The organism is Ruegeria sp. CI1, assembly GCF_056536925.1.
In genome coordinates this window covers 1-20082 of sequence record NZ_JBQFQP010000020.1, presented here as the reverse complement: position 1 = coordinate 20082, position 20082 = coordinate 1, and the positions used below count along the sequence as shown (strand labels likewise).

Sequence of the window (20082 nt, the reverse complement as noted above, 5' to 3'; positions counted from 1 at the left end):
GGCAGTTGATTTTGCCAACGGTTGCGGTTCTAAGAGGGTATGCAGATATACCTTCCTATCGCCGAAGTTTCCGTCAACGCGTTCCTCCTGCTGGGGCTGGGGGGAATGGTTGGCGTTTTGTCCGGCATGTTCGGTGTTGGCGGCGGCTTTTTGATGACGCCGCTGTTGTTCTTCATCGGCATCCCGCCTGCGGTTGCGGTCGCCACAGAGGCGAACCAGATCGTCGCCTCATCCTTCTCGGGTGTGCTGGCGCATTTCCGACGAAAAACCGTCGATCTCAAGATGGGTACGGTTCTTCTGATAGGGGGGTTGACCGGCGCTGCCTTGGGCGTGGTGGTGTTCAACTACCTCAAAAGCCTCGGTCAGGTCGATCTGCTCGTCAAGCTCTGTTACGTGGTGTTCCTTGGCATCATCGGCGGGCTGATGTTCATCGAAAGCCTGAACGCTATTCGGAAATCCCGCAAATCCGGCGGCACTCCGGCAAAACGGCGTCAGCGCGGCTGGATCCACGCGATGCCGCTCAAGATGCGCTTTCGCACCTCGGGTCTCTATATCTCCGTGATACCACCTCTGATCGTCGGCCTGTTTGTCGGCGTGCTGTCGGCAATCATGGGCGTTGGTGGTGGCTTCATCATGGTTCCCGCCATGATCTATCTGCTTGGCATGCCGACCAAGGTCGTGGTTGGAACCTCGCTATTTCAGATCATTTTCGTGACCGCCTTTACAACCATGTTGCACGCAACCACGAACTATACCGTGGATGTCGTTCTGGCCGTTCTGTTGTTGGTCGGCGGTGTCATCGGCGCCCAGTTCGGGACTGTAATCGGTGCGCGCATGAAAGCCGAGCAATTGCGAATTCTTCTGGCTTTGATGGTTCTTGCTGTCTGCGGCAAGCTGGCGCTTGATCTGTTGTTGCAGCCCACCGAATTGTACTCGCTCGGCGCAAGCGGGGGTCACTGACATGTTGCGCCTTTTCTTTGTCTTGTTTTTATTAGCCATACCCGCCTCTGCAGCGCAGGAAACCGTTGTTCTGGGACTTAGTCAGGATCGTGTGGCCATCACCGCTGACTTCAATGGCTCCGAAATTCTGATCTTTGGTGCCGTGAAGCGAGAGACACCAATTCCTGCCGGTGCGCCACTTCAGGTCATCGTGGCGGTCTCTGGCCCCTCCGAACCAGTGCTGGTACGACGGAAAGAGAAGAAGTTCGGCATCTGGGTCAACGTCGACAGCGTTCTGGTCGATTCCGCACCCAGTTTTTATGCAGTAGCGACCAGCGCACCAATCGACGAGGTGATCACAGATACCGAGGATCTGCGCTACCGCATCTCAATCGAACGCGCCATTCGCTCGGTCGGCGCGGCAATGCACATCCGTGGGGCACAGTCCTTTGCCGATGCCGTGGTCCGCATTCGCGAGCATGCGCATCTTTATTCGATCCGCGAAAACACGGTGGCCGTGGACGAGCAGACCTTGTTCAGAACGTCCATCGACATGCCCGCCGACTTGACCGAAGGGGACTATGTGGCGCGCATTTTCCTGACTCGTGAGGGCGAGGTGATTTCGGAATTTGAAACCACCATTGACGTGCGCAAGGTAGGGCTGGAACGCATCCTGTATACCATGTCCCGCGAACAACCAATTTTCTATGGCCTGATGTCCCTGGCAATTGCCATTGCAGCCGGTTGGGGAGCCTCGACCGCGTTCCGGTTGCTACGCAATAACTAACCCCGACCGATATAAGGCATGGTCGTGGCCATGACGGTCATGAACTGAACATTCGCCTCGGGCGGCAGGCTGGCCATGTGCAGAACCGAACGCGCGGCATCCTCGACCGCCATCGTGGGATCTGGCTCTCGCCCGTCGGCCTGGGCGGCCTCCACCAGCCCTTGTACAATTGGCGTGCGTGCATTGCCGATATCGATCTGACCGCAGGCGATACCGAACGGCCTTCCGTCCAGTGACAGGCTCCGGGTCAGCCCGGTAATGGCGTGTTTGGTGGCCGTGTAATGCACCGAATTCGGGCGGGGTACATGCGCAGCAATGGAGCCGTTGTTGATGATCCGCCCCCCTTGCGGAGACTGTTTGCGCATCGCGGCAAACGCTTCGCGGGCGCACAGAAACATGCCGTTCAGGTTCACATTGACCGAATTGTACCAGTCCTGAAGCGCAATTTGCTCAATTGTACCGCCCCTTGCAAAGATCCCGGCATTGTTGAACAGGACGTCCAGCCGCCCAACCCGGTCGACAAACCTGCGAAACGCGGCCACCACGGCGTGTGGGTCGGTCACATCCGCGACCAATGGCAAGGCGTTGGGCTGCCCCTCAGCCAATTCGTCCAGAACGTCGCCGCGTCGCGCCAGCAGTCCGACATGCCAGCCTTCGGCCAGAAACAACTCTGCCGTTGCCCGGCCAATGCCCGAGCTGGCGCCGGTCACGATGATCGTTTTCATGTCTCTTCCGCCTCCAATGTCAGTTCCGGCGTAGCGATCAGACGCAGGTCATCCACCCGTAGCGGATGGGTCGGTTTTGACAGCCTGTTGCGCACCACCCAAATCAGCCGCTCTTGCGCGCGGGTGATCGCCACATAGGCCAGCCGCTTCCACAAGGGCTGGCCCGCTTCGGTGCGCCCCATGCGTGCCGCGGCATAAATGTCGGGGGCAAAGACCTGAACCGTTTCCCATTGCGAGCCTTGTGCCTTGTGAATCGTCACCGCCGCGCCGTGCAGAAACGTCGCCCCCATACGGGCGGCATAGGGGATGAACGGTTCCTCTTCGTCCGGTTTTTCGATCTTGACGATCGAAGCGGCGCTGACCTGCGGGTCTTCGGCCCCGATCACGTGCAATCGTGAAAAACCTGCCTTGCGCCCCGGCCCCAGATAGATCACCTGAGCCCCCTTGATCAGCCCGCGCGCCTCAAGATCGAGGCGCTTCTTGCGGTGTTTCAAGGGCAGCTCGATCCCGTCGCAGATCAGTGGTTCACCTTCCAAAAGTTCGGTCTCGGGTGCACCGTGAACATGGCGAAAGGCATTGATCAGCCGAATGCGCGTTGCATTGCGCCAGACCAGAACCGGGCTGCGCGCCATAAGATCGACCTCGACCCGCTGGCCCCACACCACGCGATCGTCCCGGCGCGCGGTGTCTTCGATCAGGCGCTCGAACTCTTCGAACCCCATCTGCGGGTCTGCAAGGGCGTGTGCGAGATCAAGGATGGGGTTGTCCGCGTCCTGACGGTGAATGCGGCTGAGCGTCAGTTTGCGCGGCTCTGGCAGCCCGTCGAACACCATTGAGCCAGACTGGTTGACCGGGGCCAGCTGGGCCGGATCACCGAACAACAGAAGTGTTGGGAAAATTTCCTTCAAATCCTCGAATTGTCGGTCATCCAGCATCGAGGCTTCGTCCACGAAACCGATATCCAGGGGCTCTTCGCGACGTTTCCAACCGGTGATGAAATCGGACCCGCGCAAACCGGCGGCTGCCAGCGCACCGGGGATGGACTTGTTCCTGGAATAAAACGCGGCGGCGCGATCCAGGGCCTCATCGGTCAACCCCTCGATCTCGGGGCGCTCGTCATTGCCTTCGAGCCACTCGGCAATGCGTTCGTATTCAGGGTCGTAGACGGGAGTATAGAGAATGCGATGGATGGTCGTGGCCGGGACCCCGCGCAGGCGCAAGACACTGGCGGCCTTGTTCGTCGGCGCGAGAATTGCCAGCGACCGTTTGTCACGCGATTTGCGACTTTCATAGTCACCCGAGACAACGTTGATACCAGCGTCGGCCAAGGCCTTGTAAAGCTGGGCCAGCAATAGTGTTTTACCCGATCCGGCCTTGCCGATCACGGCCATGACGCCAGACTTTCCGTCACCCGGAGATTTCAGCAGGGAGTCGTCATCCAGATCGACTCCGGCCAGTCGCAGCATCTCGGCGATGCTGTCATAGGCGGTGGCCTGATCGTCGGAAAATTTCACTTGTGGCAAGGACATGGCGCGACCCTACAGGGCCGCGCCAGCCATCACCAGACACCAATTGTGCGACAGGTTCAGGCGCTTTGGGCGAACCGGGGCTGCTGCGCCTTGCCGAAGGCCGTGTTGAACCACATCCGCGACAATTCGCGTGAGATGCCCGCACGTTCGGCAACACGCATGCAATCCTCTGCCGAATAGGGCCACAACCCGACAGAGATCTGATCACGCCCGGTTCCTTCGGACCCCAGAATGACCGGGGATGACCCGATCAGGCAATAGATCCGCACCATCCGGGCGTCAAAAACCCCGGCGATGTGGGTCAGGCCGAAACCTTCCATGATCTCGCCACCGCTGAGCATGATCGCACCGGCGGTTCGCGGGCTGGCATCGCGGGACAGGCAGAACCGGGTGACTTCCCAGATCAACGGGCTACAAATCGGCGCGCCACCGGTCAGATGCCCAAAGATATCGTTGACCATGACGGGACCGGTGGTTGGCAGAACACGCATTGACCCGCCGTGACTGCCATCTTCTTCTTCCCAGATGACATAAAGGGGGTTCAGGTCGTCGTAGTTGTCCCGTTCCTCCCCCTTTTCATTGACGTGAACATCCCAGCCCAGCCGGGTTTTGAACTGGTCCGCCCGATCGCGAAACATGCCTTCGGCCAATTTCGGAAACTTGTGCAGTTCATCTGCGTAGACATAGCGCAACATAACGATTCCCCTCGTCGTTCACTTGAGAACAAAGGGGGTACAAAGCTATGGTTAAAATCCTGTCATCAGGGCGCGCGGGCGTTAAACCACTATTAATCCCCTGCTCATCGCGGTGGCGATGGCATGAGTGGTGTTCAGTGCCCCCAGCTTGAATCGGGCGCTTTCGATGTAGACACGCAATGTGTGCTCTGAAATCGACAGGGAATGCGCAACCTGAGCACGGTTGTAGCCCAGGGCCAGCAAGGTCATTGCGTCCACTTCCCGTGGTGACAATGCCCGGTTTGGTTCCGGATGCTGACCACTTTCGAATTCCAGCGCTTTTCGGTTGAAGTAATGCGCGATCAGGATCAGGTCTCGCCCATGCGCTTCAGTGAACCTGCTCCAGGTTTCGTCGTCACAGTTGTGGTTGGCCGTGAACAGCGCGAACTGGCCATTTGGACCCCGGATCGGGATGGAATAGCCCTGGTTTCCGACCCCGTGCTGCAAAGCGTCCTTCAGAAACGCTTTCTGCACCCTGCCCGACCAGTCCAGCTTCTTCCAATCAACAGGGTGGAAACGTTGGAAGCATCCCAAAATCACCGGGTCAATCCGATGATAGTTCCGCTCAAGATAGCGGTCCGCCCAGATGTCGGGATAGGTGGTGCACCCATATTGGTCCCCGGCGCCGTCTACCCAATGATAGATTATGTGATCAATACCCAGTCTGTCCCGGAGTGCGTCGGCAACCCGTTCGAGGTCTTCAAGCGTGCTGCTGTTGTCCAACTCCTCTAGGACCTGGTTCAAATCGACCTTCTTTCGCATGCGCGGGCGCCCGTACCTCTTTTTTGCCAGACGCAATCTCGGCGGCCGCGATCAGCCTGGTGTCGTCAAGCTGTTCGGCCAGCACATTCAACCCGTTCGCAGCGGCGAAAGTTCTGAGGTCGGAAAGAACGTCCAGTATCCACTCATTATGCTGCATCAGACTCTCTCCGGAATGGTTAACGAAGGGTTAACACAACCATAGCATGAGCAGCTTTCCGAAAGATATTCACCGGTTTCCATTCCCCAAAAATAGCGAGCTATCTGAGGGCAAAGCTCTGGAACCATTCACCCGGGAATGGAAAAGAAAGCACCCGCGAGTCACTTGCGTGATTCGCGGGTGCTTTTCCTTGTGGCATTTCCGGATCAGCCGCGCGCGTCCAGAACTTCTTCGAGTGTGCGCAGCCCGGTGCGGGGCGATTGCACCAGAACCGACATATTGCCGGGCTTGTGCTCGTTGCGCATCATCTTCATGTGCGCCTCGGGCAGATCGGCCCAGGCGAACACCTCGGACATGCAGGGATCAAGCCGGCGTTCAAGCATCAGCTTGTTGGCTGCCGCCGCCTGTTTGAGGTGAGCAAAGTGCGACCCCTGCAGGCGTTTCTGGTGCATCCAGATATAGCGCACATCAAAGGTCAGGTTGAAACCCGTGGTGCCTGCGCAGATAACGACCATGCCACCTTTTTTGCAGACAAAGGACGACACCGGGAATGTCGCTTCGCCCGGATGCTCGAACACCATGTCGACATTCACGCCCTTGCCGGTGATGTCCCAGATCGCCTTGCCGAACTTGCGGGCTTCTTTGAACCACTCTGCATATTCGGGCGTGTTGACTGTCGGCAGCTGGCCCCAGCAGTTGAAATCGCGCCGGTTGATCACGCCCTTGGCGCCAAGGCCCATGACGAACTCACGCTTGCTCTCGTCAGAGATCACGCCGATCGCGTTGGCCCCCGCGGTGTTGATCAGCTGGATCGCATAGGACCCCAGACCGCCGGACGCACCCCAGACCAGAACGTTCTGACCCGGCTTCAGGTCGTGCGGCTCGTGACCGAATAGCATACGATAGGCGGTCGCCAGCGTCAGCGTATAGCACGCCGCTTCTTCCCAGGTCAGGTGCTTGGGGCGCGGCATCAACTGTTGCGCCTGAACGCGGGTGAACTGGCTGAACGAACCGTCCGGTGTCTCATACCCCCAGATCCGCTGGCTGGGTGAATACATCGGATCGCCGCCGTTACATTCCTCGTCGTCGCCATCGTCCTGGTTGCAGTGGATCACCACCTCGTCCCCGACCTTCCAGCGCTTGACCTTGTCGCCGACGGCCCAGACGATTCCGGCGGCATCGGAACCGGCGATATGATAAGGTTGCTTGTGGCCGTCAAAGGGGCTGATCGGCTTGCCCAGAGCGGCCCAGACGCCATTGTAGTTGACCCCTGCCGCCATCACGAGGACCAGTACGTCGTGGCTGTCCAGTTGGGGAACGTCCACGATTTCCTGCTGCATCGCCGTATTCGGTTCGCCATGACGCTCTTTGCGAATAGCCCAAGCGTACATCTGCTTGGGCACATAGCCCATCGGAGGGATTTCGCCCATTTCGTAGAGGTCTTTTTCAGGCGCCTCGTACGACGCAATGCCGCTGTCGGTATCCAAAGCCATGATGGCCTCCTTCTTTCTATTCTGTTGCCGCAATGCAGAATCGCGGTTCTCAATGGATGAGATATTGGCCGCCGGGTAACAATGCAATAGATTTTCGGTGTGTTTTTGAAATTTTATGACCCTGCGACTGCAGAAAGTTATTTTGCATGCGCGGCATTGCCTGCATTACCCTTTGCGAAGAGATGTGCAATCGACTGTCCGTAGTAGAGAGTCAGGTCGCGCCGTTCGACCGACGCCGAGATGATATCTCCGTTGCGCAGCAAAATGCGCCGATCTACCAACTGACCGATGGCAAACGCGACCGATCCGTTGATCTGGTCTGGCACCATACCTTGTTCCTCCATCATCCGTGTAACTTCGGACGTCAGTTCGGCTTCGTTCATGTCGCCGTTTTTTAGGATCAGCCAGCATGCCAATGGCCCCGGAACCACAGGAACGGCCGACCCGATCCGCTTCATCAGGTCGCGCGCCAGTTCCGTCGTCAGATCCTTAGGATGTTCCGCTCGAAACGCGGAAAGCGACAAGGGCAGGCCATAGCGTACCGAGGCCAACCCGAACCTCCGGTACCGCCCTGTCACACGACGCCAGACCTGTTTGAGCATCCATCCCGTGATAACGCCGATCCTTGCCCGGAACCGCCGTTCCTTGCGCGATGCGGCAGCGGTCAGAATGGTGTCTTCCAGCACCCGATCATAGTTCAGGGCGACGGGGACAAAGACGACATCCTTACCCCCCGCGTCGACCCCTTCGATAATGTATTTCAAAAGCCCCAACTTGGGGCGTCCCAGCCCGCCGGTCAGGCTCAGTCCTCCTTCGGGAAACATGGCTTGCGTCACCCCCGCCTCGGTGGCGTGGCGGACATAGGCCGCCAGAACCTGGCGGTACAGGTCGCTGCCCGATTTTCGCCGGATGAAATACGCGCCCATGGCACGGATCAAACCGCTGAGCGGCCAGACCCTGGCCCATTCGCCAACCGCATAAGACAGCGCCGAGTGTTCGGCGGCCAGATAGGTTATCAGCACATAGTCCATGTTGCTGCGGTGATTCATGACGAAAACGACTGTCGCATCCGGATCGATCCCGGCCACTGCCTGTTCGTCCTCGTACGTCATGCGCACATTGTAAAAGGCATTGCCAAGCATACGCGACGCCCGAATCGCAAAGCTGAAATAGGCGAAGGCGGAAAAAGAAGGTACGATCTCGCGGGCGTATCGGCGCGCCTGCTCGGATGCCACCGCTTCAGGAATTCCGGTTTCTTTAGCCTCTTGCTGTACGGCCCGCGCCACTTGCGGGTCATAGATCAGCCGCTGAATCATGTCATGCCGCCCCGCCAGCTTGAATGGCTGGATCGGGCGCTGCAGTTTTTTGTTCAGTCGTTCGACCGCTCGTTCCAACCTGCGCCGGAAAAACCAGCGCACGGAAGGAAACAGGAAATGAGATGCGAAAGTGACCGCCGCGAACAGCAGGATCAGGATAAAAAGCCAAAGCGGAAGTTCCACGGTTCGCGTCATGCCCGCACAGTGCCACCAATCAAACAGGGCCACAATCTTTAGAAACACCCGATGCCGCATTGCAGCGAATTGACATATCCCGAAAATTACGATTTAGAACGCTTTGACGAAATATTATTGCCCATTCAATGCGAGGCTCACCCATGACGCAGATGCAGAAAGACCGCCCCTGGCTCATCCGGACCTACGCCGGTCACTCCACCGCCAAGGCCTCGAACGCGCTTTACCGCAACAACCTGTCCAAGGGGCAGACAGGGCTTTCCGTGGCGTTCGATCTGCCGACGCAAACCGGGTATGACAGCGACCATACTCTGGCGCGCGGCGAAGTGGGCAAGGTGGGCGTGCCGATCTGCCATCTGGGGGACATGCGGGTGCTGTTCGACCAGATCCCTCTGGAACAGATGAACACGTCGATGACCATCAATGCCACCGCGCCGTGGTTGCTGGCGCTGTATATCGCGGCGGCCGAGGAACAGGGCGCCGACGTTTCCAAACTGCAGGGCACGGTTCAGAACGACCTGATCAAGGAGTACCTGTCGCGCGGCACCTATGTGTGCCCGCCGAAACCCTCGCTCAAGATGATCGCGGACGTGGCCGAGTACTGTTATACCAATGTGCCGAAATGGAACCCGATGAACGTGTGTTCCTATCACTTGCAAGAGGCGGGCGCGACACCGGAACAGGAGCTGGCCTATGCGCTGGCAACGGCGATTGCGGTACTGGATGAGCTTAAGCCTCGCGTCCCTGCCGAGGATTTCCCGGCGCTCTGCGGCCGCATTTCATTCTTTGTGAATGCTGGCATCCGGTTTGTAACCGAGATGTGCAAAATGCGCGCCTTTGTCGATCTGTGGGACGAGATCCTGGAACAGCGCTATGGCGTCAACGACCCGAAATTCCGCCGTTTCCGCTATGGCGTGCAGGTGAACTCGCTGGGACTGACCGAGCAGCAGCCCGAAAACAACGTCTATCGTATCCTGATCGAGATGCTGGCGGTGACCTTGTCGAAAAAGGCGCGCGCCCGCGCGGTGCAGCTGCCGGCCTGGAACGAAGCGTTGGGCCTGCCCCGGCCCTGGGACCAGCAATGGTCGATGCGGATGCAACAGATCCTGGCCTATGAGACCGACTTGCTGGAATATGGCGATTTGTTCGATGGGAATCCGGCCGTTGACGCCAAGGTCGAAGAATTGAAATCCGGTGCACGGGCGGAGTTGGGCAACCTCGACTCGATGGGCGGGGCGGTCGCATCGATCGAGTATATGAAATCACGCCTTGTGGAATCAAACGCCGACCGCCTGAACCGGATCGAGCGCAATGAAACCGTTGTTGTCGGCGTCAACAGGTGGACCGAGGGCGAACCCTCGCCGCTGCAGACCGAGGATGGCGGGATCATGGTCGTCGACCCCGCGGTCGAGCAGGAGCAGATCGCCCGCCTGAACGCATGGCGGTCCGAGCGCGACGATACCGCCGTGACCGCCGCGCTTGCCGCGTTGCGCGATGCCGCCAAAACCGGCGCGAATGTCATGGAACCCTCGATTGCCGCCGCCAAGGCAGGCGTGACCACGGGCGAATGGGCCGAAGAGATGCGCAAGGCCTATGGCACCTATCGCGGCCCGACTGGCGTATCCGGCTCGGTCTCGAACAAGACCGAAGGATTGGACGATCTGCGAGCTGCCGTCGATGCGGTAAGCGATAAACTGGGCCGCCGCCTGAAATTTCTTGTCGGCAAGCCGGGACTTGACGGCCATTCCAACGGCGCCGAGCAGATCGCATTCCGCGCGCGCGATTGCGGCATGGATATCACCTATGACGGCATCCGGCTGACACCCGAGGAAATCGTGATTTCTGCGGCTGAGGAAGGCGCGCATGTGATCGGCCTGTCGATCCTGTCCGGCAGCCACATTCCACTGGTCGAAGACGTGATGCAGCGTTTGCGCGCAGGAGGCCTGGGCCATATCCCCGTCGTTGTTGGCGGGATCATTCCTGACGATGATGCCAAAAAACTCGAAACCATGGGGGTGGCAAAAGTTTATACCCCAAAGAATTTCGAGTTGAACGCCATCATGGGTGATCTGATCACTTTGGTTGAAACGAAAGAGATTGCAGCGGAATAAAAAACTTCCCCACATTTTTTTCTAGCAGACAATAATAATTGCCCATATTAACGTAGTGCGCGCGAAAACGGCGCATCACGTTTGATCGGCAATTGTAGAAATGGAAAAATAATGGCTATCGACCTTGGCAAAATGTCCCGCAAGGAATTGTTGGAATTGCGCGGAAACATCGAAACCGCTTTGCAGGAGGCCGAGCAGCGGGAACGCCGTGAAGCCTTGGAAGCTGTCAAAAAAGCCGCCGCAGAGCACGGGTTTTCGCTCGCCGAGCTTACCGATGATGTGCGCCGCGTCGGCAAGGGCCCAAAAGCCAAAGCAAAATATCGCAATCCGGCAAACCCGGATCAAACGTGGAGCGGGCGTGGACGCAAGCCACAATGGGTGCATGATGCCCTCAAGGCAGGTGCGGATGTTTCCGATCTGGAAATTTGACCTGAACGGCGCTTTGAAATGACGATTCATATCGGTGCGGAAAAGGGCGATATTGCCGAAACGGTTCTTTTGCCCGGCGATCCTTATCGGGCGAAATGGGCCGCGGAAACGTTTTTGACCAACATCCGTCAGATCAACAATGTTCGCGGAATGCTTGGCTTCACCGGCACCTGGAAAGGAAATCGTGTTACATTTCAGGGTAGCGGCATGGGAATGCCGTCGTTGTCCATTTACGTAAATGAACTGATCCGCGACTATGGGGCAAAAACATTGATCCGTATCGGATCTTGTGGCGCCATGCAGGACAGCGTGAATCTTCGTGATATCATTCTGGCGATGACGTCGACGACACTGAGCACTCCGTCGCGAGGGATACTCCGTGAGCTCAACTTTGCCCCTTGCGCGGATTGGGGACTGTTGCAATCCGCTGCCAAGGCCGCCGAAACGAAGGGCACGCCAACGCACGTCGGCGGGATCTATTCGTCGGACGTCTTCTATGATGAACGCCCCGACCTGAACGAACAGATGGTTCGTCATGGCATCCTTGGGGTCGAGATGGAGGCCGCAGAACTTTACATTCTGGCAGCGCGCCACAAGTGCCGCGCACTGGCTGTTCTGACGGTGTCGGATCATCTGTTGACCGGTGCGGCCCTGCCTTCGGAAGATCGCGAAAAAAGCTTTGGCGACATGGTCGAGATCGCCCTGCATGCCGCGTTTCCCGATGCCGCCTGACCAGTGGATATCAACGCCAGAATTTATGGTTCAGCATACCTGAAACGCGACGCCGCCCAGAACGGGCGGCGTTTTCCTTAAGAACCGCAATGGCTCACATTTTCAGACTATGCCTGTACGTAAAAGTCATAGTTGTAGACAGTTGAAAACCCGATCTCTTCATAGACCGGTTTGCCCATATCCGTCGCCTGCAGAATAGAAGACGTGGCGCCGCGTTTCTTGCCTTCGGCCATGGCATGCAGCGTCATCGCCGTCCCGATACCCTTGTTACGGAATTCCGGCAGGGTTCCGACGACAAAGACGCCCGCCAGACCATCCGCCATTCCCAGGGCGCTGGTGGCAACTGGCTTGCCATCAAGAATCCCAAGGTACCGCCATTGTTCGGTCAACGCCGAATCCGGAATCTGGCCTTCGCTTTCTGCCATCGCTTTGCAAGACGCCGGGTCAAGCTCGAACGCTTCGGCGGCCACCGCCGCCCAGTCGTGGCGCGCGGACTGCCCCTCGATCAGTTCGATCCTGAGGCCCTCGACTTTCGCAGTTGGGTCGAATTCGGTCAGGTCGCAATGCATGGCGGGCTGCTGGCCCACAAGTTGCAGGCCCAGTTGTTCCAGCTTTGCCTTGACCGCCCCTGTCGCAGCAGATGGGCAAATACGCCACAAGACAGGCGTGCCCTTGGCCGCAATGCTATGTTGCGCCGCCGCAAAAACCTCGTCCAGCGCGTCCACATTCTGCCCAGTCACAAACACGTTGTTGAAAAGGAACAAAGGGATGTTCGAGTACATGAACACCGCATCCGAAAACTCGCGATACTCCCCCCCTGAAACACGGGCATACTCGCGCCAGTATGACGCGCAGTTGGTGTCCATTCTTGTCGTGAACTCAAGATCCAGCGGCATATTCAAACCTTCCATCGTGAATAGTCTGGCGCCAGTGCAAACAATCCGCAACTGTCGCTGTTTTACAAATTTCGGCCAAGCGCCAAACAATAAGCCCCAAATGAAAATGTCAGCAGGCCAATTGGATGTGGTGACGCCCTAAAGAAGCAACCTAGAGTTGTCATTTTCATATGGCAACTCTTATGTTTGGACATATGCAGGTCTTGCACGAACTCCTGCAAAGGCTAAAATATGGTCATGTCCCCGTTCGCCCATATTCTGGCCCTTCCGGTGCGCGCCTATCGGTTGATTTTCAGCCCGTGGGTCGGGTTCAATTGCCGCTATCAACCGACCTGTTCGGCCTATGCTCTTGAGGCGCTGGAAAATCATGGCGCAGTCAAGGGAGCTTGGCTTGCCGCCAAGCGGATCGGGCGCTGTCATCCATTGGGAGGGACAGGATACGACCCGGTTCCGAACCATTCCGGAGACGAAACCAAGTAACGGCGACGCGCCGTAATTCTTGACCCTTCTGCATTCGGGCAGAACATTGGCATGGCGTTCCAGCCTCGCGAGGTCGCCATGTTTTCCAACGCCCGCTCTGATTTGCCCACACATGAGGTTCACAACCAACCGCCTGTTCGTGGCGATTGCAATCTGTGGGAAACCGATCCCGTCCTGCGCGAAAACATCACACATACGGGAGGGCAGGTTGAACCCTTGGCCAGATATGGCGGAACGATGGGTAGCGCAGAGATGCGCGAGGCCGGACGAGAGGCCAATCGCTCATTGCCGGAATTGTGCTTGTTTGACCGGGGTGGGCGGCGACTGGACGAGGTCCGGTTTCACCCCGCCTATCATCAGCTTATGAACACCAGCCTGTCCGCGGGCTATGCCGGTATCGCTTGGGGCCAACAGCCCGGCGGGCATGTGACCCATGCCGCCATGGTCTATCTCGCCAGTCAGGTCGAACCCGGACATTGCTGCCCGATGACGATGACCTATGCCGCCATTCCGGCCCTCGCGGCGAACCCTGACGTTGAAGCCGAGTGGAAACCGAAACTGATGGCGCGTGGTTACGATCCGTCGACCCGACCCATCGCCGCGAAGCAATCCGCAACCCTTGGCATGGCCATGACCGAAAAACAGGGCGGTTCGGATGTGCGCGCCAATTCCACCGTTGCACGCCGCGATGGCGAGCACTGGCGGCTTCGAGGGCACAAGTGGTTCTGCTCGGCGCCGATGTCCGACGGGTTTTTGACACTGGCCCAGGCACCGGGCGGGTTGACCTGTTTTCTGCTGCCGCGCTGGCTGGACGGCGAGCGCAACGCGCTCCACCTCATGCGGTTGAAGGATAAACTGGGCAACAAGTCCAACGCGTCGGCCGAGGTCGAATTTCACGACGCGCTGGGATTTCAGCTTGGGGACGAGGGCGCCGGGGTGCGCACGATCATCGAAATGGTGCATCACACGCGTCTGGATACAGCGATGGCCCCTGCCGGGTTGATGCGCGCAGCGTTGACCGAGGCGCACCATTGGGTCACGCATCGCAGCGCGTTTCAGCGGCGGCTGATCGACCAACCCCTGATGCGGGCGGTCCTGTCCGATCTTGTCCTGGACTGGGAGGGCGCGGTGACCCTTGGTCTGCGGGTAGCAGAGGCATTCGACGGCACCTCGGTCGAGGAACGCGCCTTTGCCCGGATCAGTGTGGCCCTGGCCAAGTTTCACACCAACAAACGCTGCCCCGTCGTCATTGCCGAGGCGATGGAGGTGTTGGGTGGCATGGGCTATGTCGAAGACACGCCTATGCCGCTGCTCTATCGCGAAGCGCCATTGAACGGTATCTGGGAGGGATCCGGCAATGTGATCTGTCTCGATATCCTTCGCAGTCTTGCGCGCGATCCCCTGGCCAATGAAATCCTGCGGGCCGAGTTGCGGGCGGGCATCGGTGCGGACAGGCGGTATGATGCGGCGTTGAGTGCCCATGAAGAACGCTGGAATGGTCTTCCTCCCGAGGCCGAAGCCCGGTGGTTTGCCGAGCGAACGGCACTGTTGCTGACGGCATCCCTTCTGTTGCGCCGCGCGCCCGAGGCAGTTGCCGACGCATTCATCGCCACGCGTTTGGAGGGCCTAGGCGGTCGCTTACCGGGTGCCATCGGAACGGTAGAAAGCGGTCACATACTGACCCGATTGGGCGGGTGACGCGATGAGCGTCCTGTTCGCAACAAGAGATCGCATGCAAGCCGGAATGTTTGGCTCAGTAAACCACGTTCAGCATCAACAGGGAAACGACCAGGAACAGAACTGTCATGACCCCGCCTGAACGCACGAAATCCATCACTTTATAACCTGCGGGCCCCATGATCAGCGCGTTTACCTGATGCGTTGGGATGATGAAACTGTTTGAGGTCGAGATTGCCACTGTAAGCGCAAAAACGGTCGGGTTCCCACCTGCCGCCACCGCAATGGAAACGGCGAGGGGCACGAGCAGTACGGTGGCCCCGACATTTGACATGACGAGCGAAAAGGCAGTGGCCAAAACGGCGACACCGGCCTGTAGTGCCCAAATCGGCCAGCCGTTCAAAATGATCATGATTTGTTGAGCAATCCACGCAGCGGTTCCTGTATTCTGCACGGCCTGCCCCAGTGGTATGAGGCATGCGAGCAGAAAAACGGTGTTCCATCCGACCGCGCGGTATGCCTCGTCCACGCTGAGTACGCGCGTAAGCATCATTCCGGCGGCTCCGGTCAGCAGACAAAGCGACAACCGAACGTCGGTGAACAAAATCAAAGACAGGGAAATCGCGAAAAAGACCAAGGCCCAGCCGACCTTTTGCGGGCGCAGTTCATCCTGCGGAAAATCTGTTGTTACAACAACAAAGTCAGGATCCCGTTTGATCCGCATCAGGTTGTCCCACCTGGTATGTGCAACAAGCATGTCGCCTGCGCGAAATTCCTCAAGCCCGATCTGTGTGGACTCATGTGTTTCGGTTTCTACGTGGCTGAGGGTTTCCTCACCTCGGTGAATTGCAAGCAGCGACATGCCGTATGTTTTACGAAACAAAAGTTCGCGCGGGCATTTTCCGATCAGCTTGCTGTCAGGTGTCACAACGACTTCGGCTATTCCGGCATTGGTGGGTGCAAACTCCTCGACGAAAATGTCCAGTTCCGGAAGTACGGTCAGACCGAACTTCCGGGCAAATTCCTCAACCGTCCACCGGTTCCCGATGATCGCAAGCCTGCAGGGCGCTGCAATCTCGGCGGTCAGGACCTGAACCATCGAAGTTTTACCGCGATAGAATGTGGAGATTATGTAAAGATGGTTTTCGTGGTTGATATCCGCCAATACCTGTCCGACCAACGGGCTTTCCGCGGGCACGACCACCTCGAAGACATCCGCTTTGAGCCCGTAGACCCGCTGCAAATACTCCTGCGTGCCCTGCCCCGTTCCGGTACTGTCGGAACCGGCGTCTCCTGGTAATACCCATCGTCCGAGCAGCAGAAAGTAGCCGATCCCGGTCAGGATCAGGACAGCACCGATAGGCGTCACCGAGAAAAGCCCGAACGGTTCGATTTTTTGGCCTTCGGGCAACCCCTCATTTGCGGTCAGTACCAGGTCGTTAAGCAAAATCAGAGGTGATGACCCAACCATCGTCATTGTGCCCCCCAAAATGGCGCAAAATCCCATGGGCATCAGCAGGCGCGACAACGGAATTCCGGATCTTGAGGATATTCGGCTGACGACTGGCAGAAACAAGGCGGCTGCGCCCACATTCTGCATGAAGGATGAAATGACACCAACGGTGCCGGAAACGATCGGCAATACCCGGTTTTCGGCCGTGCCGCCGTATTTCAAGATGACGGCGGCAACTTTGTTCATGATGCCGGTTTTGTCCAGCCCTGCACCAACGATCATGACAGCAATGATAGAAATCACTGCGTTGGATGCAAATCCATCGAAAAGATGCGTGGCATCCGAGAGGTTCTCAAGACCTGGCGCATAGCTGAGAAGCCCGACAATGACCAGGACCAGTATTGCGGAAAGGTCAATTCTGACAATTTCGGATACGAACAAGAAAACGGTGAATGCCAGCAGAGCACAAACCACTCCCATCTCGAACGTAAACGCAATTTGTTCCACAGATTTCACCGAGATTTTGTTCGGTTTTGTTTGACAAGAAAATTAGACCATTTCGCCCATCCTGTCATGATGTTTCAATTTTTGGCAACCTATTGAAACAAAGTTTCCTTTAGACGCCGGCAACACTAACCCAGCCCCGTTTCAACGGACACCCAAAGCGCTTATGGGTGCCCTTAGATTTGTAGACGCCTTACACCTTAGCTTTGAGGCAAGCGGAAAGACATGCGGACAAGCGACTAAAGTGTCGATTTCAAGCGTGACGCGGTGCTCTGGATCACGGTGCGGGGACAGGCAGCACCCAGACACCGCAGCTTCCTCCCTGAGAGGTTTGTCAACGCAGGCCACTGTCAGTCCCAGCCTATCCCGCACGCAAGGGCCCGCGTCGAAAATCCTTGATCAAACCGGCCACCTGCCACGCAGCTTCCGGATGTCCGTTTCACTTCGAACGAAAACACATCTCGCCAAATGGTAATCTTTCGGCTGATAGTGCGTAGCCGACCCCGAAGATACGCCGGTCAATCGGCCTGGCACCGCATCACGTCGCCCCGGCGCCCGCAGTCACCACCTTGCCCAGCACGACCGGCGAGAAATGCGCCTTGCCTCCCGCGCCGAACACATGGCGCTGCAGCTTGGAAAACGCCTCCAGATAGTGGGTGTACGAGGTCAGATCGACTCCCGCCGGAACCGGCAGCATGTCGCCCAGAATGCCGGAATAGCCGCGCACGCTGATCTCCATCTGTGCTCGTGACAGCCCCAGTTGCGCTTCGGCGGCGATGTTGGGGACCGAGACCTGAACGTTGCTCTTGAATGTGGTCGCCTCGATCCGCAGCTGAACAGCCACGCCGATTTCGACCTTCTGGCCTTCGATTTCGCTGGTGGTGAACATCTTGGCCTCTTGCACCACGCCCACCGAGCTGCCCTCGGCCCCGCCCTTGAACAGACCGGCAAACCAGCTCAGCTTGCCGCTGGCATCGCGTATATAGGCCACTGAACTGACAAAGTGCTGATCCAGCGTCACCGCCAGATCGGCGGCGCCGGTCATAGGCATCTCAAGACCTTCCTCGCCCCCGTGCCCAGGGTCCATCACGCGAAAACGGTGTTTCGCAAGCGCGTCATCGCTGTCCAGCAGGGGGACATAAGTCAAAGCGTCGGCCATGTCGTTCAATCCAAATCCGATGAGAAAGAATGACAACAGGTTAGCACACTACGCCACCTGTCCAAAATTCGCTTGGGTTCATGTGAACCGTCGTGAGACTTCGACGCGAAGAGCGTGATTTTCTGAATCCGATCAGAAAGCCGCGTCACGCATTACCGGCCCAAACGTCAAGTATGTCTGATCCTGCGTCGCCGATGCGGGCAGAGCGGACATTGGTTCTGATTTCTGATAAGGTTGTCTGAACACCACATCATTGAGGGCAGCCGATGCTCGAACGTCAAGAGGTCGTTGTGATCGGAGCCGGATGGCCGGGCTGAGCGTCGGCTGCGTACTCGGCGAGGCCAGGTTCGACTAGGTCATTCTCCAACGCAACCGTATCTGCCAGAACTGGCGATCCCAGCACTGGGACTCGTTCCGGATAAACACACCGAACGTGCTGACCGTCCTGCCGGGCGACCGATACGACGGGGACGACCCGAAAGGCTACATGACCCGGGACGAATTCGTCGAGATGGTTGAGGACCATGTCCGCTGCAACCAGCTTGCGGTGCAGGCTGTCTGCCTGGTTTCTGGTGCAGATGCCATAGAAAGCACATTCGCCACGGTGCGCCATCGAACCGGCAAAACGAAGGGCTACCTCAGCCGAAAGACCGGACTGGCCATGGCCTTCAAACTGATGATGTCGCCGCAGGGCAAATGGTGGGAGCTCGACGGATCAAACCGCATGCCAGAGATCATTCAGGACATTGCATTCGTCGACGGCATCAAACAAATTCAACCAGCCGCCTGATCACGCCGTCACCAACTTTCGGGCATAGCTCATCAAGTGAGATCAATGCTATGTTGCTTAAGTGATTGAAATATGAGTGCGGGGCAGAAAACAGAGCCACCATTGCTTCAGGATCGGAGGCTTGTATCAATCTGAGCTCCGGATTCGTCGATTGGGCCGTGCTTTGTCCGCCTATCAACAGATCTGCGATAAACGATAGTACGAATGGCGCGCGACCATTCGTACAGCCAGGATATGCGTTGCGAGTCAGTTTTACCCCAGTAACATCAGCGCTTCAGTTCAATGTCTGGGGATGCGAGATCGCCGCGCCTTCCGCTTCGTGGGTGTAGAACTCGACCGTCCCGTCCTTGAGGCCGGAATGCACCAAGGGCCAGTTCGTTTCGGCTTGCGCGATACGGGTAGTTTGCTCTGCGATGAACAGATCGCGGGTTTCTTGATCCCAGTTGAGATATAGTTTGTCGTTGATCACGGCCCATCCGTTTACGAAATCAACCTCTGCACCGTAACCCTCAGAAACGGCATAGGAACACCAGCCGTTGTTCTGCGGTTCAAAGCTGGCAGGGTTTGTCGAAAATTTCGTAGCGTTTTCAGACGAGCTGAAGCGCCACGACTTACCCTTGTAGTCAACGCTGTATTCTGCACTCCCGATTTTTGGGGAGTTTTCGGTGAAGTATGCGACAACGTCGAAGCCGTCCATCGCCACGCCGTTTTCCAAGGCATTGACCGCCTCCCCTGCAGATGCAGAATGTGCCCCCATCAGCACAAGAGCAGTCGCAAGGAGCGCGTTTCGCCCTGTCGCCATCGCCAGATTCATCCTATCTACAATGTTCATTTGGAGTCCTTTCACGGGTGATCCGAAATGGGGTTGACCGATTAGTCCCATCGGATCTGTAACTGATGAAGCTGACGCTACCTGTTGATTTCCAATTCGTGAAATACCCATTGGCTTCCAAATCAATAGCGGACATCTATAAACTTGAATTTTTTTGGCACTCATCATTTAATTTTATAGACGTGAGCTATAGTCAGTGTGCCAAAAATGGAAATGTATCAGATTCGGTATTTTCTGACGCTTTGTGAGACGCTGAATTTCACGAAAGCGGCTGAGCAGCCCTATCTGACGGGTCCAATGTTATTGTTAGTGCATGATCGGCCTGTGTTCCATCGGGATGATGGTCTCGGGCGCTGGTGGGTGATAGCCCAGTGCACTGTGT

General features: G+C 57.5%; 17 protein-coding genes and 1 pseudogene. 8 read left to right on the top strand and 10 right to left on the bottom strand.

The window, feature by feature from the left end:
- Window positions 1–39 precede the first annotated feature (39 nt).
- A complete protein-coding gene (locus ACR0LZ_RS19335; RefSeq protein ID WP_480751726.1) occupies window positions 40–960 on the top strand; it encodes a sulfite exporter TauE/SafE family protein in 921 nt (306 codons plus the stop codon).
- Between the two features lies 1 nt (window position 961).
- Window positions 962–1726, top strand: coding sequence for a TIGR02186 family protein (locus ACR0LZ_RS19330; RefSeq protein WP_480751724.1), 765 nt, complete (start codon window positions 962–964; stop codon window positions 1724–1726).
- On the opposite strand, the gene ACR0LZ_RS19325 is transcribed toward ACR0LZ_RS19330, so the two are convergent.
- From ACR0LZ_RS19325 to ACR0LZ_RS19300, 6 genes are all read right to left on the bottom strand, one after another.
- Window positions 1723–2451, bottom strand: a complete 729-nt coding sequence (locus tag ACR0LZ_RS19325) for an SDR family oxidoreductase (protein ID WP_480751722.1) — start codon at window positions 2449–2451, stop codon at window positions 1723–1725. The genes ACR0LZ_RS19330 and ACR0LZ_RS19325 overlap by 4 nt on opposite strands.
- The gene (locus ACR0LZ_RS19320; protein WP_480751721.1) at window positions 2448–3980 is read right to left on the bottom strand and encodes an ATP-dependent DNA helicase; all 1533 of its coding nucleotides are present in this window, start codon (window positions 3978–3980) and stop codon (window positions 2448–2450) included. The genes ACR0LZ_RS19325 and ACR0LZ_RS19320 overlap by 4 nt, the downstream gene beginning before the upstream one ends.
- 56 nt (window positions 3981–4036) lie before the next feature.
- A complete protein-coding gene (locus ACR0LZ_RS19315) occupies window positions 4037–4675 on the bottom strand; it encodes an acyl-homoserine-lactone synthase (protein ID WP_480751719.1) in 639 nt (212 codons plus the stop codon).
- An 81-nt stretch (window positions 4676–4756) separates the two neighbouring features.
- Window positions 4757–5476: a helix-turn-helix transcriptional regulator gene (locus tag ACR0LZ_RS19310; RefSeq protein ID WP_480751718.1), complete on the bottom strand. Its 720-nt coding sequence runs from the start codon at window positions 5474–5476 to the stop codon at window positions 4757–4759.
- A gap of 363 nt (window positions 5477–5839) precedes the next feature.
- A complete protein-coding gene (gene ccrA / locus ACR0LZ_RS19305) occupies window positions 5840–7126 on the bottom strand; it encodes a crotonyl-CoA carboxylase/reductase (protein ID WP_480751716.1) in 1287 nt (428 codons plus the stop codon).
- 137 nt (window positions 7127–7263) lie between these two features.
- Entirely contained in the window at window positions 7264–8637 is a 1374-nt protein-coding gene (locus ACR0LZ_RS19300) for a 1-acyl-sn-glycerol-3-phosphate acyltransferase (protein WP_480751823.1), read from the bottom strand.
- Between the two features lie 143 nt (window positions 8638–8780).
- On the opposite strand from ACR0LZ_RS19300, the gene ACR0LZ_RS19295 reads away from it, so the two are divergent.
- The 3 genes from ACR0LZ_RS19295 to deoD all read left to right on the top strand — a co-directional run bounded on the left by ACR0LZ_RS19295 (window position 8781) and on the right by deoD (window position 11909).
- Window positions 8781–10748: a protein meaA gene (locus ACR0LZ_RS19295; protein WP_480751715.1), complete on the top strand. Its 1968-nt coding sequence runs from the start codon at window positions 8781–8783 to the stop codon at window positions 10746–10748.
- A gap of 111 nt (window positions 10749–10859) precedes the next feature.
- Entirely contained in the window at window positions 10860–11177 is a 318-nt protein-coding gene (locus tag ACR0LZ_RS19290) for an H-NS histone family protein (protein WP_480751713.1), read from the top strand.
- An 18-nt stretch (window positions 11178–11195) separates the two neighbouring features.
- Window positions 11196–11909, top strand: coding sequence for a purine-nucleoside phosphorylase (gene deoD / locus ACR0LZ_RS19285; protein WP_480751712.1), 714 nt, complete (start codon window positions 11196–11198; stop codon window positions 11907–11909).
- A gap of 107 nt (window positions 11910–12016) precedes the next feature.
- On the opposite strand, the gene ACR0LZ_RS19280 is transcribed toward deoD, so the two are convergent.
- Window positions 12017–12805, bottom strand: a complete 789-nt coding sequence (locus tag ACR0LZ_RS19280; RefSeq protein ID WP_480751710.1) for a GNAT family N-acetyltransferase — start codon at window positions 12803–12805, stop codon at window positions 12017–12019.
- A 237-nt stretch (window positions 12806–13042) separates the two neighbouring features.
- On the opposite strand from ACR0LZ_RS19280, the gene yidD reads away from it, so the two are divergent.
- Window positions 13043–13285: a membrane protein insertion efficiency factor YidD gene (gene yidD / locus ACR0LZ_RS19275; protein WP_480751708.1), complete on the top strand. Its 243-nt coding sequence runs from the start codon at window positions 13043–13045 to the stop codon at window positions 13283–13285.
- Between the two features lie 51 nt (window positions 13286–13336).
- On the top strand, window positions 13337–14983 hold the full coding sequence (locus tag ACR0LZ_RS19270) for an acyl-CoA dehydrogenase family protein (RefSeq protein WP_480751706.1): 1647 nt from the start codon (window positions 13337–13339) through the stop codon (window positions 14981–14983).
- A 55-nt stretch (window positions 14984–15038) separates the two neighbouring features.
- On the opposite strand, the gene ACR0LZ_RS19265 is transcribed toward ACR0LZ_RS19270, so the two are convergent.
- Both ACR0LZ_RS19265 and ACR0LZ_RS19260 read right to left on the bottom strand, forming a co-directional pair.
- Window positions 15039–16895, bottom strand: a complete 1857-nt coding sequence (locus ACR0LZ_RS19265) for an SLC13 family permease (protein ID WP_480751822.1) — start codon at window positions 16893–16895, stop codon at window positions 15039–15041.
- 562 nt (window positions 16896–17457) lie between these two features.
- Window positions 17458–18078 (bottom strand): hypothetical protein, encoded by a 621-nt coding sequence (locus ACR0LZ_RS19260; protein WP_480751705.1) that lies wholly within the window; start codon window positions 18076–18078, stop codon window positions 17458–17460.
- Between the two features lie 574 nt (window positions 18079–18652).
- On the opposite strand from ACR0LZ_RS19260, the pseudogene ACR0LZ_RS19255 reads away from it, so the two are divergent.
- A pseudogene (locus ACR0LZ_RS19255) lies at window positions 18653–18868 on the top strand (IS256 family transposase); the annotation flags it as partial.
- Window positions 18869–19142: 274 nt separating this feature from the next.
- On the opposite strand, the gene ACR0LZ_RS19250 reads toward ACR0LZ_RS19255, so the two are convergent.
- Complete coding sequence (locus tag ACR0LZ_RS19250; protein WP_480751704.1) at window positions 19143–19865, bottom strand: YHS domain-containing (seleno)protein; 723 nt, start codon at window positions 19863–19865, stop codon at window positions 19143–19145.
- Between the last annotated feature and the right edge of the window lie 217 nt (window positions 19866–20082).